The sequence below is a fragment of the Hydrocarboniphaga sp. genome (genome assembly GCF_028291725.1).
Classification (GTDB): domain Bacteria; phylum Pseudomonadota; class Gammaproteobacteria; order Nevskiales; family Nevskiaceae; genus Hydrocarboniphaga.
Genome location: NZ_JAQGNT010000009.1, coordinates 134,357 through 155,758 on the forward strand (window position 1 = coordinate 134,357; position 21,402 = coordinate 155,758).

Annotated in this window: 14 protein-coding genes; 6 read left to right on the forward strand and 8 right to left on the reverse strand. The window is 65.8% G+C overall.

What is annotated here, in order from left to right; genetic code table 11:
* The first annotated feature begins 112 nt into the window (after positions 1-112).
* Positions 113-1,210 carry an SMP-30/gluconolactonase/LRE family protein gene (locus tag JWQ90_RS02830; protein ID WP_299689083.1) on the forward strand — a complete coding sequence of 366 codons (1,098 nt, stop codon included), beginning with the start codon at positions 113-115 and terminating at the stop codon, positions 1,208-1,210.
* Positions 1,211-1,275: 65 nt separating this feature from the next.
* On the opposite strand, the gene JWQ90_RS02835 is transcribed toward JWQ90_RS02830, so the two are convergent.
* On the reverse strand, positions 1,276-1,980 hold the full coding sequence (locus JWQ90_RS02835; protein WP_299689086.1) for a response regulator: 705 nt from the start codon (positions 1,978-1,980) through the stop codon (positions 1,276-1,278).
* Positions 1,977-3,404 carry a sensor histidine kinase efflux regulator BaeS gene (gene baeS / locus JWQ90_RS02840; protein WP_299689089.1) on the reverse strand — a complete coding sequence of 476 codons (1,428 nt, stop codon included), beginning with the start codon at positions 3,402-3,404 and terminating at the stop codon, positions 1,977-1,979. The genes JWQ90_RS02835 and baeS overlap by 4 nt, the downstream gene beginning before the upstream one ends.
* Positions 3,405-3,550: 146 nt before the next feature.
* Here baeS and JWQ90_RS02845 point away from each other — a divergent pair, with 146 nt between their 5' ends.
* Positions 3,551-4,060, forward strand: coding sequence for an RcnB family protein (locus JWQ90_RS02845; RefSeq protein WP_299689091.1), 510 nt, complete (start codon positions 3,551-3,553; stop codon positions 4,058-4,060).
* On the opposite strand, the gene JWQ90_RS02850 is transcribed toward JWQ90_RS02845, so the two are convergent.
* Positions 4,057-6,543: an EAL domain-containing protein gene (locus tag JWQ90_RS02850; protein ID WP_299689094.1), complete on the reverse strand. Its 2,487-nt coding sequence runs from the start codon at positions 6,541-6,543 to the stop codon at positions 4,057-4,059. The genes JWQ90_RS02845 and JWQ90_RS02850 overlap by 4 nt on opposite strands.
* Positions 6,544-6,673: 130 nt before the next feature.
* Positions 6,674-7,843: an MFS transporter gene (locus JWQ90_RS02855; RefSeq protein ID WP_299689097.1), complete on the reverse strand. Its 1,170-nt coding sequence runs from the start codon at positions 7,841-7,843 to the stop codon at positions 6,674-6,676.
* Between the two features lie 238 nt (positions 7,844-8,081).
* Here JWQ90_RS02855 and imuA point away from each other — a divergent pair, with 238 nt between their 5' ends.
* Both imuA and JWQ90_RS02865 read left to right on the forward strand, forming a co-directional pair.
* On the forward strand, positions 8,082-8,708 hold the full coding sequence (gene imuA, locus JWQ90_RS02860) for a translesion DNA synthesis-associated protein ImuA (RefSeq protein WP_299689100.1): 627 nt from the start codon (positions 8,082-8,084) through the stop codon (positions 8,706-8,708).
* Entirely contained in the window at positions 8,705-10,144 is a 1,440-nt protein-coding gene (locus tag JWQ90_RS02865; RefSeq protein WP_299689102.1) for a DNA polymerase Y family protein, read from the forward strand. The genes imuA and JWQ90_RS02865 overlap by 4 nt, the downstream gene beginning before the upstream one ends.
* 109 nt (positions 10,145-10,253) lie before the next feature.
* On the opposite strand, the gene JWQ90_RS02870 is transcribed toward JWQ90_RS02865, so the two are convergent.
* A complete protein-coding gene (locus JWQ90_RS02870) occupies positions 10,254-10,829 on the reverse strand; it encodes a peroxiredoxin (protein WP_299689105.1) in 576 nt (191 codons plus the stop codon).
* Positions 10,830-10,911: 82 nt separating this feature from the next.
* On the opposite strand from JWQ90_RS02870, the gene JWQ90_RS02875 reads away from it, so the two are divergent.
* The gene (locus JWQ90_RS02875) at positions 10,912-14,007 is read left to right on the forward strand and encodes an error-prone DNA polymerase (protein ID WP_299689108.1); all 3,096 of its coding nucleotides are present in this window, start codon (positions 10,912-10,914) and stop codon (positions 14,005-14,007) included.
* 98 nt (positions 14,008-14,105) lie between these two features.
* On the opposite strand, the gene JWQ90_RS02880 is transcribed toward JWQ90_RS02875, so the two are convergent.
* Both JWQ90_RS02880 and JWQ90_RS02885 read right to left on the reverse strand, forming a co-directional pair.
* Entirely contained in the window at positions 14,106-14,909 is an 804-nt protein-coding gene (locus JWQ90_RS02880) for a protein-glutamate O-methyltransferase CheR (protein WP_366919419.1), read from the reverse strand.
* Between the two features lie 106 nt (positions 14,910-15,015).
* Positions 15,016-18,477 carry a response regulator gene (locus tag JWQ90_RS02885; RefSeq protein WP_299689114.1) on the reverse strand — a complete coding sequence of 1,154 codons (3,462 nt, stop codon included), beginning with the start codon at positions 18,475-18,477 and terminating at the stop codon, positions 15,016-15,018.
* Between the two features lie 307 nt (positions 18,478-18,784).
* On the opposite strand from JWQ90_RS02885, the gene JWQ90_RS02890 reads away from it, so the two are divergent.
* On the forward strand, positions 18,785-19,363 hold the full coding sequence (locus JWQ90_RS02890) for a TMEM165/GDT1 family protein (protein WP_366919420.1): 579 nt from the start codon (positions 18,785-18,787) through the stop codon (positions 19,361-19,363).
* An 89-nt stretch (positions 19,364-19,452) separates the two neighbouring features.
* Here JWQ90_RS02890 and JWQ90_RS02895 read toward each other — a convergent pair whose 3' ends face one another.
* Positions 19,453-21,012 (reverse strand): malonyl-CoA synthase, encoded by a 1,560-nt coding sequence (locus tag JWQ90_RS02895; protein ID WP_299689120.1) that lies wholly within the window; start codon positions 21,010-21,012, stop codon positions 19,453-19,455.
* Between the last annotated feature and the right edge of the window lie 390 nt (positions 21,013-21,402).

Consider the following 21,402-nt stretch of genomic DNA (forward strand, 5'->3'; position numbering starts at 1 on the left):
TCAGCCTGACATCATGTTTCAGGCTTCTGAGTTCATCCGGAAACCAGCCGCCGCTAGGCTGCTCCGCGAATAGGGTCTCCAGCCGGGGGGCCTCAAATCAGGGAGTATCGAAATGAACAGGGGAAGCAGGCTGTTTTGCGTTGTGCGCGCACTCGGCGCCGCGGTGCTGTTGCTGAGCGGCGTTGGCGCCGCCCAGGCCGCCGAATTCGGCGAGGTCAGCGTGTTCGCTCAGGTGCCGGTGCCGAACGGGTTTCCGGAAGGTCTGGCGGTGCATGGCGGCCACGTCTACACCGCCGGTCCGGCGACCGTGGGAACCTCGCTGAACAACAAGCCTTCGCGGGTATTCGAGTTCAGCCTGGCCAGCGGCGAGCTGACGCGCACGCTGATCACCCAGGGCGAAAAGGTTTTCGGCGCCGAACATGCGAACTCCTGCCTGGCTTTCGACGGCAATGGCCGCTTGTACGTGCTCAACAACCAGCTCGGCGCCTACCGTCTGGATTTGCAGACCGAAGAGCAAACCTCGTACACGCCGCCGTTCCCGAATCTGCGCAGCTGCCTGCCGCTGGGCCTGTCGAAGAACGCCTGCTCGACCACACCGCTGAACCTGCCGCCGCTGCCCAACGACATCGCCTTCGACGAGCAGGGCTACGCCTACGTCACCGATTCGACGCAGGCGACGATCTGGCGGGTGCCGCCCGGCGGCGGCGAACCGCAGATCTGGTTCCAGGACTATCGCCTGGCCTCGGCCTACATCGGCGTCAACGGCGCGCGCCTGTCGCCGGACCGCAGCCAGCTGTTCTTCACCGTGACCATCGATCCGCTGGGCCAGGGCTGGGTCTATACGCTGCCGCTGGTCGAGCAGCCGCAGAAGTCGGACCTGAAGGCCTTCCACTACTACCCGGCCGGTGGCCCGGACGGCATCGCCTTCGGCGCCTCGGGGCGGCTGTACGTGACGCTGGCGCTGCCGGGACGCTCCGCGATCTCGATCCTGAATCCGGACGGCAGCGAATACGCCCGCGTGCAGAACAAGCTGCTGAGCCTGATCGCGCCGCTGGATTCGCCGGCGAACATCGCCTTCGATGGTACGGGCAATATCCTGGTCAGCAATCACGCTTTCGCAACCGGCCTGCTGCTGCCCAAGCACTTCCAGATCCTGAAAATCTTCGTCGACGATTACGAATCGCCGCTGGCGGCGCCACTGCTACCGTAGCTTCCTGTAGGAGCGGGTCATACCCGCGACTGTGCCGTCTGAGTCGCAGTCGCGGGTATGCGCTCCTACAGTTCCAGCTTATAACCGACGCCGTAGATCGAGCGGATCAGCTCCTGCTCGGGGCTGGCCGCGTCGAGCTTGCGGCGCAGGTTCTTGATGTGGCTGTCGACGGTGCGATCAGTGACCACGCGGTGATCGGTGTACAGGTTGTCGAGCAGCTGATCGCGCGAGAACACGCGGCCGGGCGCGGCGGCCAATGTCTTCAGCAAGCGGAACTCGACCGGCGTCAGATCCAGCAACTGCTCGTTGAAGCTGGCCGCGTAGCGCTCCTCGTTGATCAGCAGCCCGGCGTTCGTCGCGGGCGCATCGTCAGCCGCATCGCCGCGGCTGCTGCGCCGCAGGATCGCCTTGACCCGCGCGACCACTTCACGCGGACTGAAAGGTTTGCAGATGTAGTCGTCGGCGCCGAGTTCGAGCCCGATCAGGCGGTCGATCTCCTCGACCTTGGCGGTCATCATCACGATCGGCAGATCGCTGAAGCTGCGCAGGTCGCGACACACGTCCAGGCCGTCGCGGCCCGGCAGCATCAGGTCGAGCAGCACCAGGTCGGGATGATAGTCCTTGACCGCGTCGACCACGTCGCGGCCGTCGTTGATGATGCGGGTCTCGAAGCTGGCAGCCTTCAGATAATCCGAAACCACCGCGGCGAGCTTGGGCTCGTCCTCGACGATCAGGATGCGGCGTACCGGCATGGCAGGTGACGGACTCATTCGCGATTCCTCATTGACGAGGCCAGCAGGGGTAGCGACACGGTCATGTGAACGCCACCGAATTTCGATGCCGCAGCGGACAGGCGTCCGCCGTGGGCCTCGACGATATTGCGGCAGATCGCAAGGCCCAGGCCGGCGCCGCCGTGGGCACGGTTGCGCGAACCTTCCACGCGATAGAAGCGCTCGAACAGGCGCGGCAACAGTTCGGGCGCGACACCCGGCGCCGAATCTTCGAAGTCGATCCGCGCATGCCCGGCCTCGCGGCGAATGCTGACGCGCAATTGGCCGCTGCCATCGGGCCTGGCCTCGGTATAGCGCAGGCTGTTTTCCAGCAGATTGACGAACAGCTGGCGCAACCGGCTTTCGTCGGCCAGCACCAGCATTTCCGAAGACGACGGCGCCTCGTTCAAGCTCAGGCCGCGCGACGCGAAGCGCTCACGGAACAGATCGAGACTGCTGTGAAGAATCTCGGCAACATCGACATCGACCTTGCGATAGGTCAGCGCGCCGGCGTCGGACAGCGACAAGTCGTACAGATCGCTGACCAGCTTGTTCAGATGGCGCGCTTCGGCCTGCAGCGAGCGGATCGCGTCGGTGGTCAGCGGACGCACACCGTCTTCGAGCGCTTCCATCTCGCCCTGCAGCACCGACAGCGGTGTGCGCAATTCATGCGAGACGTCGGCCATGAAAGCGCGGCGCATCTGCTCGTTTTTTTCCAGTGTGGTCGCGAGCTGGTTGAAGTCGCCTGCGAGCAGGCCGATCTCGTCGCTGGACGACACCGGCACGCGCGTCGAGTAGTTGCCGGCCGCGAGGCGCCGCGTCGCGCCGGCGATGCGGCGCACCGGTGCCAGGAACGCGCGCGCCAGCCCGAACGCGACCGCCGCCGCGAGCAGCCCGGCCAGCCCGCCGATGATCAGGTTCGCGCGCAGCTGCTGGCGCTGGAAGCGCACGTCGGCAGCAACGGTGACCTCCTCGAAGGGCGCCATCGCCAGCCAGCCGACGGAGTGGCCTTCGACCACGATCGGCCGCGTCTCCGCGGCCGGGCCGATCTGCGAATAGCCGATCACCAGTTGGTGCTGATCATCGAGCACGGCGACACGAAGATTCAGGCCGGTCATTTCGACGTCGCTCATCGGCGCGCGCTGGTCACCGGGCTTGTCCGGGTCGGTATCGGGTCGCGCCAGGCGGATCAGCGCGAACCAGGCGCGCGAGTTGTCACGCAGGAAATCCCAATTGCGATGCTGCCGGTACGCCTCGACCAGATCGGGCATCAGGGATTCCATGCGGGCACGGCCCTGCTCGTTGACGTAGCCGAGAAAGCCCTGCGTGAAGCTGATGCGCGCCGCCACTCCCATCGCCACCGCGACCAGCAGGCTGGTGGCGAGGATGGCGACAAACAGCTTGGCGGTCACGCTGGTCTTCATCGCGGTTCTCGTTAAGGCGCACCGTTGTACGTTCATGGTGCTCGCTGATCAAGCGCTTAACGCCGAATCCACGTTTTTTCCATTATTGATACACGAATCCGGCCCAGAGTCGCCTTCAGTTCTTCCACGTAACAAGGATTGAAGCCATGACAAACAAGACCGCCAACAAGACTGCTTTTGCCGCCGCGCTGCTCGCGACGCTAGCCATGACCTATGCCGGCACGAGTTCGGCTCGCGATGACCATAACCGGCAGGATCAGGCCAATCAGGCCGGGCACCATGACGATCGTCATGATGATCGCCACGACGGCCGTGGGGACGAGCATCGTGACAATCGCAACGATCATGACAACGACCATAACGACGGCCATCACGACAATTGGAATGATCATGACGACCGCCGCAACAACCATCAGCAGCGTTATCACGTCACCACCTACCAGCACCCGCGCGGTTATCAGGCGCGTCGCTGGGGGCCGGGCGAAACGCTGCCGCGCGGTTATCGCACGTCGAGCTATGTGGTCTATGACTACCAGCGGTATCGCCTGCGTGCGCCGCCGCGTGGTCAGCGCTGGGTGCGGGTCGACAATGACGTCGTGCTGATCTCGATTTCCAACGGCATCGTCGCCGAGCGCATCGGCTTCCTGTTCTACTAGGCCGCTCTCAAATCGAAGCGGCGCTCGGTCCGGACCCACTCATCGACCACGGTCGATGGCTGGGCCTTGGAGTACAGCCATCCCTGCACGGCCTGGCAACCGAGGCCGTGCAGGTAGGCGGCGGTATGCGGCTCTTCGACACCCTCGGCGACGATGTCGATCTTCAGACGGTGCGCAAGTTCAACCGTGGCCTGCACGATTTCACGAACGCGCGCGTCGGAGTCCAGGCCGGAAATGAAGCTGCGATCGATCTTGATCGAATCCACCGGCAGCTGGTGCAGATAGCTCAGCGACGAATAGCCAGTACCGAAATCATCGAGCGAAATGCCCATGCCCTGATCGCGGACCCAGCGCAGACGCTGGGCGACGCCCTTGAAATCGCGGACCAGCACCCCTTCGGTGATTTCGAGCTTGATCTGCCTGCGCGCCAGCGGATGGCGCTTGAACAGATCCATCAAGCGCTCCATAAAGTCGATATCGGCGACGTCGTCGGGCGAAACATTGATCGAGATCCACGGCGCCAGGCGATCGACCGAAGCGGACTTCCATAGCTCCACCATCTCAATCGCCTGGCGCAAGGCGCCGAGCGTCAACTGATGCACGTGATTCGTGCGCTCGGCCCAGGTGATGATCTCGGGGACCGCGATCTGGAACGACGCGTCCGGCCAACGCAGCAGCGACTCAAAGCCGAGGATGTCGCCGGTAGCCAGACTGATCACCGGCTCGTAGAACTGGCGGAACGCGCTGTTATCGAAGGCCTTCAGCAACACCCGGTCGCGGCTATCGACCGGTGTCTGCATGCGCGCCGTGGCCATCGCGCTCGGCGCCGGTTGCGCCGCCAGGGCGCGCTCGAAATTCAGGTACCGGCGGCTCAGCACCGACACCTGCCGCTCCATCTCGCGCAGCGTGCGGCGCCGATCCGCCGACACCACCAGCAGCGAGGCCAGCGCCGCGCCCAGCAACTGCACGACGAGTTGAACACTCCACCATGCCGCCGAGAACTTGAACGCGGCCGTTGCAGGCAGAGCCACGACCAGCTCCCAGACACGCCCACCGATCGACAGCTGCTGATGCGAACGGAGCCCGCTTTCCAGATTGGAGCTGCCTTCGTTCACCAGGATTTCGACGCCGTTCTGGTCACTGGTGAACAGCGGCGTGCGCTGTCCGCCGGTGACATCCGTCAGTTGAATCCAGGCGCTGTCGGGCAGCTCCGCCGCAGCGTCGATCGCCATCTGCAGCAGCTTCCCGGGCCGCTGGAGCAGTAGCAGATAGCCGGGCGGCTGGCTGCCGACGCTGCGCAGGGGGATCGCCCAGGCCAGCAGGCGATGACCCTGATCGTCGCGAAGCATCCGCAAGGGCGCGCTGAGCCGCGCACGGGAACCGGCCCAGGCGTTGGCCAGCAACGCGCGCCCGTCCGGGTCGCTGCTCAGTGCGAGGCCGACCATGCGTTTGGACAGCGAAGCCGGCGCCACCTGGTCGATGACCGTCTCGGCCTGGCTGATCCGGATCGGCGTGGGCATGTCGCCGCCGGTGATCGCGCTGATCTGCACGGTGACACCCAGGCGCGCACCGGCACGCGCTTCGAAAGCAGCCTGATCTTCTGGTGCCAGCGCCTGGGCCACCGCGATGGCGGTGATGCTCGGGTCCTTGTCGATCAGTTTCGCGGCCAGATCGTCGAGCACCTGCGGCTCGACATCGTCGCGGCGGAATGCCGCCTGCAGGCCGATCGACATCAGGTCGATGTTGTCGGCTTCGTCGTGCAGCGCTTCGCCGGCGGCCTCAAAACGACTGCCGAGACTGCTGCGCTCCAGTTTGATCGAGTGGCTCAGCAGGCCATAAGTGAGAACCCAGCTGCCCAGCACCATCGCGGCCACCGACAACACCAGGCCGGTCTGGCGCCGGCTCGACCCTTCATTGTTCACCCGTCGGTCGAGCAGCCAGGCCAGCGGATAAATCACGGTGACGCTGAGCATCGAGCCGGCATAGGCGACGAGCCAGAAATTGAACGTCGTCGGATGCGGAATCACGTCCTGAGCGTACAGCGTCAGCGTCGTAACCGAGGGGCTGACCAGGCAGCCTAGCGGCGCGACCACCAGGATGCCGAACAGGGGATGCAGCTTGCGCCCGGCCAGGGTTTCGAAGCGCCGCAGCAGCCCGACCTGCACCAGCGCCTGCGCACCGAGACCCGCGATCAGCAGCGCAAAGACCCAGGGAGCCAGGGGAGCCTTGAACACCGCCGGCCAGCCGAATTGCACCGACATCAGATAGCCGATCGCGATGCCGCCAAGAGCTGCCAGGCTGCCACGCCAGCCCAGCAGCAGCGTGGCGACGAACACCACGCCCGGTGCCGGTCTGAGCAGGCCGGCGATGCCGGTTTCGCCCAGTACCAGCAACTCCATCGTGAACGTCACGGCACTGCATAGGGCAGCAAGCAGCAGCCAGTCGATCTGGCGGCCATGCAGAGCCCTAAGAAATTTGAACATCTCCCCCCGCGCCTGTCGCCATCGCTGCTCCCCGGTCCAGGGACCCGCGCGGAACGCGAGTTCTTTATCGGCGGCCTGTCTTTTTAGCCAGTATTGACCAGGTGATCAATAGTTCATGATTGCCTAATGCCTAAGGATCAGGCGGCTGATCGGGCGGCAGGTACTTCCAGGCGACCACCGTGCCGGCGAGTGCCACGCCGGCCGCGATCATGAACAGAATTTCGGGGCTCGTGGCCTGCCACAGATATCCCGACGCGATCGACCCGATCGATCCGCCCAGGCCATAGGTGGCCGAGTTGTACAGCGCCTGCCCTCGCCCATGCAGCGCGGGCGGAAACAGGGTCTGCACGTACTTCATCGCGACCAGGTGATAGCAGGCAAAGCTGCTGGCATGCAGCAGCTGCGCGAATACCAGCATCGGCAGCGAATCGACACCCAGGCCGATCGCCAGCCAGCGCAGCATCGTCGTCAGCAGCGCGACGATCATCAGGCGCCGCGTGCCGACGGCGCGCAGCAGCGGCGCGGCAAACACAAACAGCAGGATCTCGGCGACGACCGCCAGAGCCCACAACTGGCCAGCGGAGCTGCGGCTGTAATGATGCCGATCGAGGAACACCGTGAAGAAGTTGTAGTAAGGCGCATAACTCAGCTGCGAGCAGAAACACACCAGCAGCATCGCGATCACCGCCGGCTGGCGCATCACCGCGAGCATCGACGGCCGCGGCCCGGACGGCCGGTCTGCAGCCATGACCGGCGCCGCGCGATGATCGGGCACCGCCCAGGCGGCGATGGCCATGCCGGCGAACAGCACCGCAACCAGCCAGGGCTCCCAAAGCACACCGATCCCGTCGAGCAGCGGGCCGACCGCCAGCACCGCGCCGACAAAACCGACCGAGCCCCATACGCGGACGTGCGGATATTCGCCGCCGCCGTCGCGCAAATGGTTCAGCGCGACCACCTCGAACTGCGGCAGCAGCGCGTTCCAGAACAGCGTGTAGGCGAGCATCAGCGCCATCACCGCCGGCGCGCTCTGCACCAGCGGGATCGCGGCGAAAATCAGCAGGCTCGCCAGCGCCGCCAGACGGATCATCCCCATGCGCTCGCCGCGCCGGTCCGCCCACCAGCCCCACAGGATCGGCACCGTGGCGCGCGACAGCCCCATCAGCCCGAAAGCGATGCCGACCTGCGGCGCGCTCAGCCCGCGCGCGAGCAGGTACGGAGTCCAGTACGCCATGAAGGCGCCGACCGTGCCGTAGTAGCAGAAATAGAAGGCCGCGAGGCGGACCTTGAGGCTGAACATGGCGGAGCGCCGTAATGCGGCCGCGCACTCTACGCGCAGCTTGCTTGCCGCGCTCCGTTTCAGCATCGGCAGGTCAGGCTTCAGCCCGACCGGCGCAGCTCCCGTAGGCTGGGATGGAGCGTAGCGAATCCCAGCTTTGCCGCTGGGTTTCGCTGCGCTCAACCCAGCCTACGTCCCTGCGCTTCAACCCAGCGGTAACTTCAGGTTAACGTAGCGACCCATATCCGCGTCGCCCGCCATGTCCTCGCGTCCGCTCCCCGAAAGCCTGCTGCAGCGCACCGATCTCTGGGTGGGTTCGCGGCTGGCGGCGGTGGCCGCGGAATCCACCGGCCATGCGGCGCTGGACCGGCTGTTGCCCGGCGGCGGCTGGCCGCTGGGCGCGCTCAGCGAAGTGCTGGTGCCGCGGCCCGGTGTCGGCGAGATGCAGCTGATCCTGCCGCTGCTGGCGCGGCTGTCGCAGGCCGGCCGGCGCGTCGCTTTCGTCGCACCGCCGCTGATCCCCTATGCGCCGGCGCTGCTGGCCGCCGGCGTCGACCTGGATCTCTGCTGGGTCGCCGAGCCTGCGTCGGCGGTCGACTGCGTCTGGGCGATCGAACAGATGCTGCGCTGTCCCGGCATCGGCGCGGTGGCTGGCTGGCTGGCCAGCGCCGACGAGCGCGTGCAGCGCCGCCTGCAACTCGCCGCCGAGGACAACGGCAGCGGCGGCGGCGCGATCGGCCTGCTGATCCGCCCGCCGCAGGCACGCCGCCAGCCCTCGGTCGCCGCGCTGCGGCTGGCGATCACGGCTAGCGCCGACGGCCCCATCGTCGAAGTGCTGAAAGCGCGCGGCGGCCGTGTCGGCCAGACCGCGAGGCTGGCAGCATGAGCACCACCGGACTCTGGCTATGCATCGAGCTGCCGCAGTTGCCGCTCGAAGCGCTGGCGCTGCCGTCAAATGAGGCAGCGCCTGAGGCCGCGCCGCTGGTGGTCTATGCGCAGCACGGTTCGCGGCGCTGGGTGATCGCCGGCCGGCATCCGCGGATCGGCAACGGCGAAGCCCTGGGCAGCGTGCAGGCGCGCTTTCCCGACGTGCGCGCCGTGCCGCGCGACATCGCGGCCGAAACGGCGGCGCTGCAGGCGGTCGGCTGCCTCGCATACGGGCTCAGCGACCGCATCGTGCTCAGCAACGAGACACCGCGTGGGCTGTTCGATCGCCCGTTCCAGGCGGTCAACATCGACATCGCACCCAGCCTCAAATTGTTCGGCGGCCTGGCCGGCCTGCTCGATCGTGCCCGCAGCCTGCTCGGCACGCTGCCCTACACCACGCGGCTGGCGGTCGCACCGACACTGGAAGGCGCTGCCGTAGCGGTTCGCGCCGGGCTGACGCCGCTGGCCGATGCCGGCGCCTTGCGCAGCCGGCTCGCCGAACTGCCGCTGGAATTTCTGCGTTGGCCGCTGGCGGCGCAGGATCTGCTGCTGAATTCCGGGCATGTGCATCTCGGCGACGTGCTGCGGCACGACGCCGCCAGTCTCGCCGCCCGACTCGGCCGCGAGTTCCCTGCGGCGCTGGCAAGGCTGCTCGGCAGCGCGCCCGATCCGCGCCCCTGGTTCACGCCGCCACCGCGCTATCGGCGCAAGCTCGATCTCGACGTCGAGATCGACGACTGGCAGGCTCTGCTGTTCCCGCTGCGCCGGCTGTTCGACGAGTTCGAAGCCTATCTGCGCGCACGCCAGGTCGCCGCGACGCAGCTGGCGCTGACCCTGTCGCGGCGGCGCACCGAGAACGAAGCCTTCGTGTTGCGCACCACGACGCCGACCCAGGACGCCGGCGTGTTCCTGCGCCTGCTGCGCGAGCGCTGGAACGCGCGGCCGCCGAGTGCGCCGGCCAGCGAACTGCGGCTGCGCGCGGATCAGTTCGTCGCGCTGCAATCACCGCAGACCCAGCTTTTCGATGACGGCCACAGCGACGGCGAAGCCTGGAACTCGCTGGCCGACCGCATCCGCGCGCGGCTCGGCGATGGCGCGCTATGGCGCCCGGGGCTGGCCGCCGATCACCGCCCCGAATTCGCCTGGTCCCGCGACGGCGAACGGTGCAGCGAGCGGCCGCTGCCGCCGCGTCCGCCCTGGCTGCTGCGCCGTCCGCAGCCCTGGATACCGCGCGTACCGCTGGCGGCGGCGCCGGAGCGCATCAGCAGCGGCTGGTGGGACGAAGCCCCGATCGCGCGCGACTACTACCGCGCCAAAGGCGCCGATGGTGAAGGCCTTTGGGTTTACCAGGACCGCCGCGATGGCCGCTGGTATCTGCAGGGTTTGTGGCAATGACGGGTTTGCGTTGCTGCCGCTGGTAGGTCGGCAATCCCTTGCCGACGCGAGACCCCGGTTGCGCATCGAAGGTACACGTCGGCAAGGGATTGCCGACCTACGCGTACTGTCATCGCACCGCTTGAGCGTCGTGCCAGCTCTTCAGCGCCTGCAGTGTGTTCTTGACGTGATCGTCCGGGCTCAGCGCCGAATACGCGTACAGGATCTTGCCGTCCGGTGCGATCACGTAGGACGTGCGGTCGGAATGGCCGGGCCAGAGCATCAGCGTCGCGTCGTAGGACTTGGCGACCGTCAGTTTCGGGTCCGCGGCGACCGCGAACTTGCCGCCGCATTCGCTGACCGAGAACTTGTGCAAGGTGTCGAGATCGTCCTTGGATACGCCGATCACCTGGGCGCCCAGCGCCTTGAACTGTTCGGTAGCCTCGGCGAACTTGTGTGCCTCGACGTTGCAGCCCGAGCTGAAAGCAGCCGGGTAGAAGTACAGCACGACCGGGCCTTTCTTCAGCGCTTCAGTCAGCGAGAACGTGAACGGCTGGCCGGCCAGCGAAGCGTCGGCGGTGAACAGCGGCGCGACGGTGCCCGGCTTCAAGCTGGCAAGCACCGGCATGGCGACCGGAATCGAGATGATCGCGGCCATCGCAACGATCATCAGGCGGGGCGCAAGACGCAGGCGTGGCAGGGACATCGGCATTCCTTGCTGGATGAACGGACCTCGGCATCATACGACGCGCATGCAGCGGCGGATGCAGGGTGAGAAAATGCAGCGAATGACACAGGCCCCCGACTACGCCGAACTGCACTGCCTGTCGAACTTCAGCTTCCAGCGCGGCGCATCGCACGCCGACGAGCTGATCCACCAGGCCATCGCGCTCGGCTACTTGGCGATCGCGATCACCGACGAGTGCTCGCTGGCCGGCGTGGTGCGCGCCTATGACACGATCAAGAAGCTCGAGGGAAAAGCACCCGGCAACGCGACGATCAAGCTGATCATCGGCGCGGAGTTCCATCTGCAGGACGGACCGTCTTTCGTGCTGCTGGCGCCCAGCCGCGAAGCCTATGCGCAGATCAGCCGCTTGATCACGCGCGGCCGCCAGACTTCACCCAAGGGCCGCTACCGGCTGCATCGCGCGGACTGCGATGCGCTGTCGCTGTGTCTGGCGCTGTGGCTGCCCGGCGAAGGCGCCGATGCCGACGAGGGCCGCTGGCTCAGCGAACGCGTCGCGCAGGCCTGGATCGCGGTCCATCAGCATCGCGAGGCTTTTGATGCGCCGCGCATGGCGCGCGCTGATTCCCTGTCCGCACAAACCGGCATGCGCTGCGTCGCGGCCGGCGGCGTGCTGTTTCATCGCGCCGAGCGCAAAACCCTGCACGACGTGCTGACCGCCGTGCGTATCGGCAGGCCGGTGCAGGAATGCGGCCTGAACCTGCTGCCGAATGCCGAGCGCCACCTGCGCGACCGCGGAGAACTCGCCGAGCTGTATCCGCCGCAGATGCTGGCGGAAACGCTGGCGCTCGCCGCACTGTGCCAGTTCAGCCTCAAGGAACTGAGCTACCAATATCCCGCCGAACTGGTGCCTGAAGGCGAGAGCCCGAGCAGCCATCTGCGCCATCTGACCGAAGCCGGCATGCAATGGCGCTGGCCGGACGGAATACCGGCAGCGGTGCGTGCACAGGTCGACAAGGAACTGGCGCTGATCGCGGAGCTGAAATACGAGGCCTTCTTCCTGACCGTGGAAGACATCGTCCGCTATGCGCGCGCGCAGGGCATCCTGTGCCAGGGCCGCGGCAGCGCGGCGAACTCGGCGGTCTGCTACGCGATCGGCGTGACTTCGGTACGGCCCGAAAACGAGAACCTGCTGTTCGAGCGCTTTCTGTCGAAGGAGCGCAACGAGCCGCCGGACATCGACGTCGATTTCGAGCACGAACGCCGCGAAGAGGTGATCCAGTACGTCTTCACCAAATACGGCCGTCATCGCACCGCGATCGCGGCGACCGTGATCTGTTATCGCACCCGTTCCGCATTGCGCGACGTCGGCCGTGCGCTCGGCATGGAGCCCGAGGATATCGACCGGCTCAGCAAGACCCTGGCCTGGTGGGACAATACCGAAGAACTCGATGCGCGGCTGATCGAGCAGGGCTTCGATCCCAGGGCGCCGAAGATGCGGCTGTGGGTGCTGCTGACTCAGACCCTGGTCGGCTTTCCGCGGCATCTGTCGCAGCACGTCGGCGGCTTCGTCATTGCCGAGCGCTCGCTGGACGAACTGGTGCCGATCGAGAACGCCGCCATGCCGCAGCGCCAGGTGATCCAGTGGGACAAGGACGATCTGGAATCCCTCGGCCTGCTGAAAGTCGACGTGCTCGCGCTCGGCATGCTGACGGCGCTGCGCCGCAGCTTCGATCTGATCCAGGCATTCACCGGCATCGACTACAGCATCGCCAGCATTCCGCAGAACGATGCGCCCACCTACGAGATGATCCGTCGCGCCGAGACCATTGGCGTGTTCCAGATCGAATCGCGCGCGCAGCAGAACATGCTGCCGCGCCTGAAGCCGCAGAACTTCTACGACCTGGTGATCCAGATCGCGATCGTCCGGCCCGGGCCGATCACCGGCGGCATGGTGCATCCGTATCTGCGGCGCCGTGACGGGCTCGAAAAGCGCGACGATCCGCCCCAACTCCAGCACATACTCGGACGCACGCTCGGCATCCCGATCTTCCAGGAGCAGGTCATGCAGATCGCGATCACGGCGGCCAGCTTCACTCCCGGGGAAGCCGACAACATGCGCCGCTCGATGGCCGCCTGGAAGCGCAGCGGCGGTCTCGAACATCTTCAGGATCGCCTGATAAAAGGCATGCTCGACAATGGCTACGAGCGCGCTTTCGCCGAGCAGATCTATCAGCGCATTCTCGGCTTCGGCTCCTATGGCTTCCCGGAATCGCATTCGGCCAGTTTCGCCCTGCTCGCCTATGCCTCGGCCTGGCTCAAATGCCATCACCCCGCCGCCTTCACCGCGGCGCTGTTGAACAGCCAGCCCATGGGTTTTTATCCGCCGTCAATGCTGGTCGGCGAGGCGCGGCGTGCTGGCGTGGAGGTCCGCGCCGTCGATGTGCTGCACAGCGAATGGGAATGCACGCTGGAGCCGCGCGACGAGGACGCCCAGCCGGCGCTGCGCCTGGGCCTGCTGCAAATCAGCGGGCTGGCGGAAGAAGCCGGCAAAGCCATTGCGGGCGCCCGGCTGCAGTCCAGCTTCAAAAACCTGGACGAGCTCGCCCGCCGCGCCCGGCTGACACGCCGCGAACTCACCGCGCTGGCCAACGCAGGCGCGCTGGAAGCGCTGAGCGGACATCGCCATGCGGCGCGCTGGGAAGTCGCCGCGCAGACGCCCGACACCGCGCTGTCGCTGGCACGCGCGGCCGAGCCGGAGTTCGACCTGCGCCCGCCGACGCCCGGCGAGGACGTACTCAACGACTACCGGAATATCGGCCTGTCGCTGCGCCAGCATCCGCTGTCGCTGTTCCGGGACCGCCTCGCCGCACGCAAAGTCTCGACCGCGAAGTCATTGCGGGAAACCGCCGACAAATCGAAGATCCGCGTCGCCGGCATGGTGATGTTCCGGCAGCGGCCACCGGCAGCCAAGGGCGTGATGTTCATGACCATCGAGGACGAAACCGGATCGGTGAACCTGATCCTGAGGCCGCGATACATCGAGAATAATCGCGAAGTCGTGCTCGGCTCGCGCCTCATGATCGTCGCCGGCGAAGTCCAGCGCAGCGGCAGCATCGTTCATGTGATGGCCGAGAAAATCGTCGACATCACCGGCTGGTTTTCGGACATCCCGCATCAGTCGCGGGATTTTCATTGATGCCGTGATCGTGACGTAGTGCCGTAGGTTGGGGTGAGCGCAGCGAACCCCAACATTCGACCCGAGCTGATGTTGGGGTTCGCTGCGCTCACCCCAACCTACAACGACTGGTCCCGCTTCTGAAACAGGCGTTCTTCGCGATCGAGTTCCAGGAAGGCGTCGGCGTGCGTGGAGTAGCGCAGCGACTCCTTGGAGCCGATGCCGAGGAAGCCCTTGCGGCACAGCGCCTCGCGAAACAGGCCGAGGGCGCGGTCCTGCAGCTCGCGGTTGAAATAGATCAGCACGTTGCGGCAGGACACCAGTTGCACTTCGGCGAACACGCTGTCGGTAGCCAGGCTGTGGTCGGAGAACACGATGTTCCGTCGCAGCGACTTGTCGAACACCGCTCCCCCGTAGGCCGCCGTGTAGTAATCGGACAGCGAAGCCGGTGCGCCCGAGCGGCGATGGCTCTCGGTGAAGCCGGCGATGCGCTCCAGCCCGTAGATGCCGGCTTCGGCTTTCTGCAGAGCATGGCCGTTGATGTCGGTGGCGTAGATCAGCGCGCGCTCAAGCAGGCCCTCCTCGCGCAGCAGGATCGCCAGCGAGTAGGCTTCCTCGCCGGTGCTGCAACCGGCGATCCAGATCTTCAGCGACGGATACGTGCGCAGCATCGGCACGACTTTTTCGCGCAGCGCACGAAAATACGCCGGATCGCGAAACATGTCGCTGACCTGCACCGTCAGGAAATCCATCAGCGCCGGAAAAGCTCCGGGTTCGTGCAACACCTTGTCCTGCAGCTGCGACAGGGTTTTGCAGCTGAAGCGCAGCATCGCGGTGCGCAGGCGGCGGCGCAGCGAGGCTTCGGCATAGCCGCGAAAATCGTAGTGGTATTTCAGGTAGATCGCATCGATCAGCAGCTGCATCTCGATCTCGAAATCCTGGCTGTCGTCACGGCTGTGGTCGTCGCTCACTGACAAGCTGGCTCCTTGCCGGCATCCACTACTTCGACATCCGCTACTTCGACATCCGCTACTTCGGCATCCACACGCGCACCAGCGACAGCAGCTTCTCGACGTCCAGCGGCTTGGCGATGTAGTCGCTGGCGCCGGCGGCCAGGCACTTTTCCTGATCGTCCCTCATCGCCTTGGCGGTCAGCGCGATGATCGGCAGTTTTTTCCATTCGGGGCGCTTGCGGATTTCGAGCATCGCGGAGATGCCGTCCATCTCCGGCATCATGATGTCCATCAGCACCAGATCGATGGTCTTGGCCGGCTGGCCGCGGCTGCGCGTCAAGGCGTCCAGGGCCTCCAGACCGTTGCGCGCGATCTCGACCTTTACGCCCTTGGGCTCCAGCACGCTGGCCAACGCGAACACGTTGCGCACGTCGTCCTCGACGACCAGGATGCGCCGGCCTTCCAGCGTGGCGTCGCGGTCGCGGACTTCCTTGAGCATCCGCTGGCGCTCGGCCGGCAGCTTGGATTCGACCTGGTGAATGAACAGCGTCACTTCGTCCAGCAGCCGCTCCGGTGAACGGGCGTCTTTGATGATGATGGACTTGCTGAAGCGCCGCAGCTGCTGCTCCTCGTCGCGGCTCAGCGAGCGGCCGGTGTAGACGATCACCGGCGGGAACGCGATCTCGTCCTGCTCGGCGATCTGCTTCAGGAACTCGTAGCCGCTCAGGTCCGGCAGATTGAGATCGATGACCATGCAGTCGAACGTGGTCTTCGTCAGTTGCTCCAGAGCCTCCGCGGCGCTGGCGACGCCGACGATCTGCACGTCGCCGTTGGACAGCAGCTGGCCGATGCTGTTGCGCTGGCGCTCGTCGTCCTCGATCACCAATACGCGCCGCAGACTCTGCGAGAAGCGCGCCTCGAGCCGCTTGATCGCCTCGACCAGCTGCTCGCGCTTGACCGGCTTCAGCGCGTAGCCGATCGCACCGCGCTCGAGCGCCTCGCGCGTGTAGTCGGCCACCGACAGCACATGCACCGGAATATGCCGGGTCTTCGGGTTGTGCTTGAGCTGGTCGAGCACACCGAGGCCGGAATAATCCGGCAGGTTGATGTCGAGCAGGATCGCGCTCGGCCGATACGCAGCGACCGCGGCCAGGCCCTCGTTCGCCGAATGCGCGGCGACGAACTGGAAGCCCATCTCGTGCACCAGGTCGCGCAGGATCGTCGAGAAGCGCAGGTCGTCCTCGATCGCCAGTATCAGCCGGGTATCGGTCTGCAGATGATCGCGATCGTCGTCGACCGTCGGCGGCTTCAGCTTGACTGCGCCCGATGCCGACGGCGTCGTTGCGACCTCAGCCACCGGCACGGCCAGAGTCGGGGTTCCAGCCGCCGTCCCGCGCGGACCTTCGACAGGCCCGGAATAGACCAGCGGCAAACTCAGCGTGAACACGCTGCCCTCGCCCGGCACACTATGCACGACGATGTCGCCGCCGAGCAGCCGTGCCAGATCGCGCGAGATCGACAGGCCCAGGCCGGTGCCGCCGTACTTGCGATGGGTGCTGCCGTCGGCCTGGCGGAAGGCTTCGAAAATGATGTCCTGCTGCTGCTCGGCGATGCCGATACCGGTATCGCGCACCGCGAACGACAGCCTGCCCTCGGACGCCGAATACACCTGCAGCGACACCTCGCCCTCCTCGGTGAACTTCAGCGCATTCGACAGCAGATTCTTCAGGATCTGGCCGAGCCGCTGCGCGTCGGTCTGCAGATACTCCGGCGTACCGGCGTCGATGCCGACATGGAAGCGCAGCTTCTTCTGCTGCGCCACCGGCTCGAAGGCCTTCAGCAAGGCTTCGACCGTGCTGCCGACCAGCACCTGTTCGGGCGACACCTCGACTTTACCGGACTCGATCTTGGACAGATCGAGAATGTCGTTGATCAGCGCCAGCAGGTCGTTGCCGGCCGAGAAAATGGTCTGCGCGAACTTGACCTGCTGATCCGTGAGATTGCCGCTCTTGTTGTCGGCCAGCAGGCCGGCCAGGATCAGGGTCGAGTTCAACGGCGTGCGCAGCTCGTGGCTCATGTTGGCCAGGAACTCGCTCTTGTACTGGTTGGAGCGCGCAAGCTCGTTTGCCTTGTCGGTTAGCGTGGCCTGGGCGCGTGCCAGACCGTCGCGCTGGTCTTCCAGCAGCTGCATCTGTTCTTCGAGCTGCGAGTTGGTCTGCTCGAGTTCGGCCTGCTGCGCCTGGAGTTGCGCCTGCGACTGCTTCAGCGCGCTGCCCTGCTCTTCCAGCTCCTCGTTGCTGGCGCGCAGCTCTTCCTGCCGGGCCTGCAGCTCTTCGGCCTGGCGCTGGGTTTCTTCGAGCAGCTCTTCCAGGCGGCTGCGATCCTTCGATGCGCGCACCGCGACACCGAGGGACTCGGACACCCTTTCGAGCAGCTCGCGATCGGCGGCGGTAACCTGGCGGAAAAAGCCCAGCTCCAGCACCGCCTGCACGACGCCGTGCACGCTGGCCGGCGCCAGGATCAGCTCGCGCGAGCGGCTGCGGCCGACACTCGAGGCAACCTGCAGATAACCGTCCGGCACGTCCTTGACGTGCAGCGTCTGATTGCTCTTCGCGGCCTGGCCCAGCAGGCCGTCGCCGGGCCGCAGCTCCTCGGCCTCGGCACCGCCGGGCACCGCATAGCCGGCGAAGCGGCGGAAGCGTCCACCGGCTTCGGCGACGTAAAACGCAGCGACCTGCGCGCCAAGATAGACAGCGAGAAATTCGAGCACGTTGGCGCCGAGCACGTCGAGCCGTTGCTCGCCCTGAATTCTGCTGTTCAGGCCCATCTGGCCGCTGCGCACCCAGGCCTGTGTCTCGCGCGCCGTGAAGTCACGGGACGCGATGCTGGCTGCAGCCACGATCAGCAGCAACAGCACCACCGAACTGCCCCAGGTGAACCTGACCGAGAAGCGCGCCGCATCCTGCCACTCCTGCTGGTGGCCGGTCAGAATGTTGCGCTCCTGAACCTGCATTTCGCCGATGACCGAGCGGATCAGGTCCATCGCGGTCTTGCCGCGGTTGGTCAGCACCAGCGCCAGCGCGGCCTGCACATCGCCCGAGCGGCGCAGCGCGATGGTCTGCCCCAGCTCCTCCATCTTCTCGGCAGACAGCTGTTCGAGCAGCTCGTAGCGGCGCTGCTGCTGAGGGTCGCCCGCGACCAGGGCTTTCAAGCTCTTGAGTTCGGCCGGCAGCGTCGCCTGGGCTTCGTTGTACGGGTCCAGGTAGGCATCGCTGCCGGTCAGCAAATACCCGCGCTGACCGGTTTCGGCATCCTTGATACGCGACAGTACCCGCTGCAGACGTTCGGTTGTTTCCAGCGTATGGGTCACGCTGTCGGATGCCCGGGCCGCGCCCTCCAACGCGCGATAGGACACCGCACCGATCAGCACCACCGCGACGATCGCGATCACGAAACCGGCGACGGTGGTCGGTGGCAGCAGCCGTCCGGACCAACCCCCGCGGCCGGAACCAGCAGCAAGGGACGCCGGCTGCTTCATGAAGAGATCCTGTCGCTCATGCGGCGGAATCATATCTCAGCAGGAGCCCGGCCCCCGCTGGGTTGATTTGTCGCGCGCCGATCCTGCCCCTACAATCGACGCGCTCCGTTGGGGAGTAGCCGCTTCAATCTCGCTCGAGACTCTCTCGAGATTGAAGAATCCGCGTCAACATACTTGCCGGCTTGCTGGCATGGCGCGAGATGATCCAGCCTTTCGGATCTGGCGAGACCAACGACTGCAGGCGCCGGCATTGCCGGGCGGTGTCTGCCAGTCGTTGTCGTCCACTCCCGGCCAGGTTCCTCCCATGCTGGAAGCTTTCCTGGTATCGACCGGTGTCGTCGCCCTCGCTGAAATGGGCGACAAGACGCAGTTGCTGTCCTTGTGCCTCGCGGCCCGTTTCCGCAGGCCGGTGCCGATCATCCTCGGCATCCTGGTTTCGACTCTGCTCAACCATGCGATCGCGGGCTGGGTCGGTGTCTGGGTTGGCGCGCACGTTCCCGAGATCTATCTGCGCTGGTTCCTCGGCCTGTCGTTCATCGTCATGGCCGGCTGGCTGCTGGTGCCGGACAAATTCGACGAGAACGACTCCAAGCTGGTCAGCCGCGGCACGATCTTCTTCACCACCGTGTGGCTGTTCTTCATCGCCGAGATCGGCGACAAGACCCAGATCGCGACCATCGGCCTGGCGATGCGCTACGAGAGCCTGTTCGCGGTGGTCTCCGGCACCACGCTGGGCATGATGCTGGCCAACGTCCCGGCGGTGCTGCTGGGTGACCGCTTCGCCAAGCGCATGCCGGCAACGCTGATGCGCCAAATTGCCGCCGGCGTGTTCGTGGTGATCGGCGTGCTGACGCTGCTCGGCGTAGGGTCCAGCGCAATGCCATAGGTTGGGGTGAGCATAGCGAACCCCAACAGGGGTGCCGCGCCGATGTTGGGGTTCGCTATGCTCACCCCAACCTACGCGACTGGTCTCGGTTAGCCAGCTTGGTACAGCTCGGCGTGCGCCCGCCTCAGTAGATTCTTCTGCACCTTGCCCAGCGCATTGCGCGGCAGCTCGGCGGCGAAGAGCACACGCTTGGGCAGCTTGTAGCTGGCGAGCCTAGGGCGCAGCGCCTCGATGACCTGCGCCTCGGTGAGCGTGGCACCAAGCTGGGTCAACACGACGGCGGTGACGCCCTCGCCGAAGTCGGGATGCGGGACGCCGATCACCGCGCTTTCCAGCACGCCGGGCAAGGCATCGATCTCGGTTTCCACTTCGATCGGATAGACGTTGTAGCCGCCGGTGATGACCAGGTCCTTGGCACGGCCGACGATGAACAGATAGCCCTGATCGTCAAAGCGGCCGACATCGCCGGTGATGAAGAAGCCGTCCGGACGCAGATCGGCGGCGGTCTTCTCCGGATTGCGCCAGTAGCCGCCAAAAACATTGGCGCCGCGCACCTCGATCATGCCGGTGGCGCCGCGCTCAAACAGGACCGCGCCGCTGGCCGCATCGGTGATGCGGATTTCGACGCCTGGCAACGGAAATCCAACCGAACCCGGTACGCAGGCAGCGTCGTAGGGATTGCTGGAATTGACTTGCGTTTCGGTCATGCCGTAACGCTCGACGATGCCGTGGCCGGTGCGCGCTTCGAATTCGCGGTGCGTTTCCGCCAGCAGCGGCGCGGAGCCGGACACGAACAGGCGGATGTTCGAACAGGCCGCGCGGTCGAAGCCGGGTAGCTGCAGCAGCCGCGTGTAGAACGTGGGCACGCCCATCATCACCGTCACCTCGCGCAGCCTCGCCAGCACCTCTGCCGCGTCGAAGCGCGGCAGGAACAGCATGCCGGCTCCGGCAGCGAGAATCGCGTTGCTGCTGATGAACAGGCCGTGCACATGGAAGATCGGCAGCGCATGTAGCAGCACATCGCCAGCGCTCAGCTTCCAGGCCTCCACCAGCGACACCGCGCTTGCGGCCAAGTTGCGGCGCGTGATCATGGCGCCCTTGGAGCGGCCGGTGGTGCCGGACGTATACAGCAAGGCGGCCAGGGCATCGCCCTTGCCGGCGAAGGGCAGGAAGCGCGCCGGGTCCGCGGCCGCGATGGCCTCAGTGAGACTACCGTCGCCCTGGGCGCCCAAGGTTTCGACCCGCTCCACGCCGTGTGGTCGGGCCAGTGTCTGTATCGACGCGCGATCCTGGGGCCGGCACACCACCAGCCGCGGCTGCGAATCGCCGATGAAATAGTCCAGCTCCGCTGGCATGTAGGCCGTGTTAAACGGCACCAGCACCGCGCCGCTGCGCAGGCAGGCAATACCCAGCAACAACGCCTCCACGGACTTGTCGACCTGCACCGCGACACGATCGCCCGCAACGACACCCAGCTGCGCCAGCGCGACACCGATCCTGGCCGTGGCGGCAGCAAGCTCCGCATAGCTCAGCTGCCGGCCCTCGGGCGTCGTCAGGAAACGCCGCTGCGGGTCCGTGGCCAGCACCGCGTCGATCCAGGCGGCGGGGTTGTCTGCGCTGGGTGCCGGCCGCATGGCTTGATCTTCCATAGGATTTGCGGGTCGGACTGTACGAATTCCGGTCGCGTTGCGTCTCGATGCGGGCACGACATCTTGCCCCCTGTGCGTAGTCGAAAAGGCAACGACGGCGTCTCGGAGACCGACGGCCTGCTGATAGTGCAGGACAGCTACAAGCTCCCGCCTGCGGTGCGGAAAACCAGACTTCGAGCTGGTGCCCTGGAGCGCGGTCGAAAAGGCAGTGCCTGGCCTCGCAGCACCGGATCAACCCAAGCTGGGGTTGTCCGCTATCAGCCAATTCTGTTGAAAAACTATTTGGCCTGAAGCGCGCCACCGGAAATATTGACCCGGTGTTCGCGTCAGTGCGGTTCTGACCAACTCCACTGAATCAAAGTCACAGAATCAATCCTACGCGAGCACTTT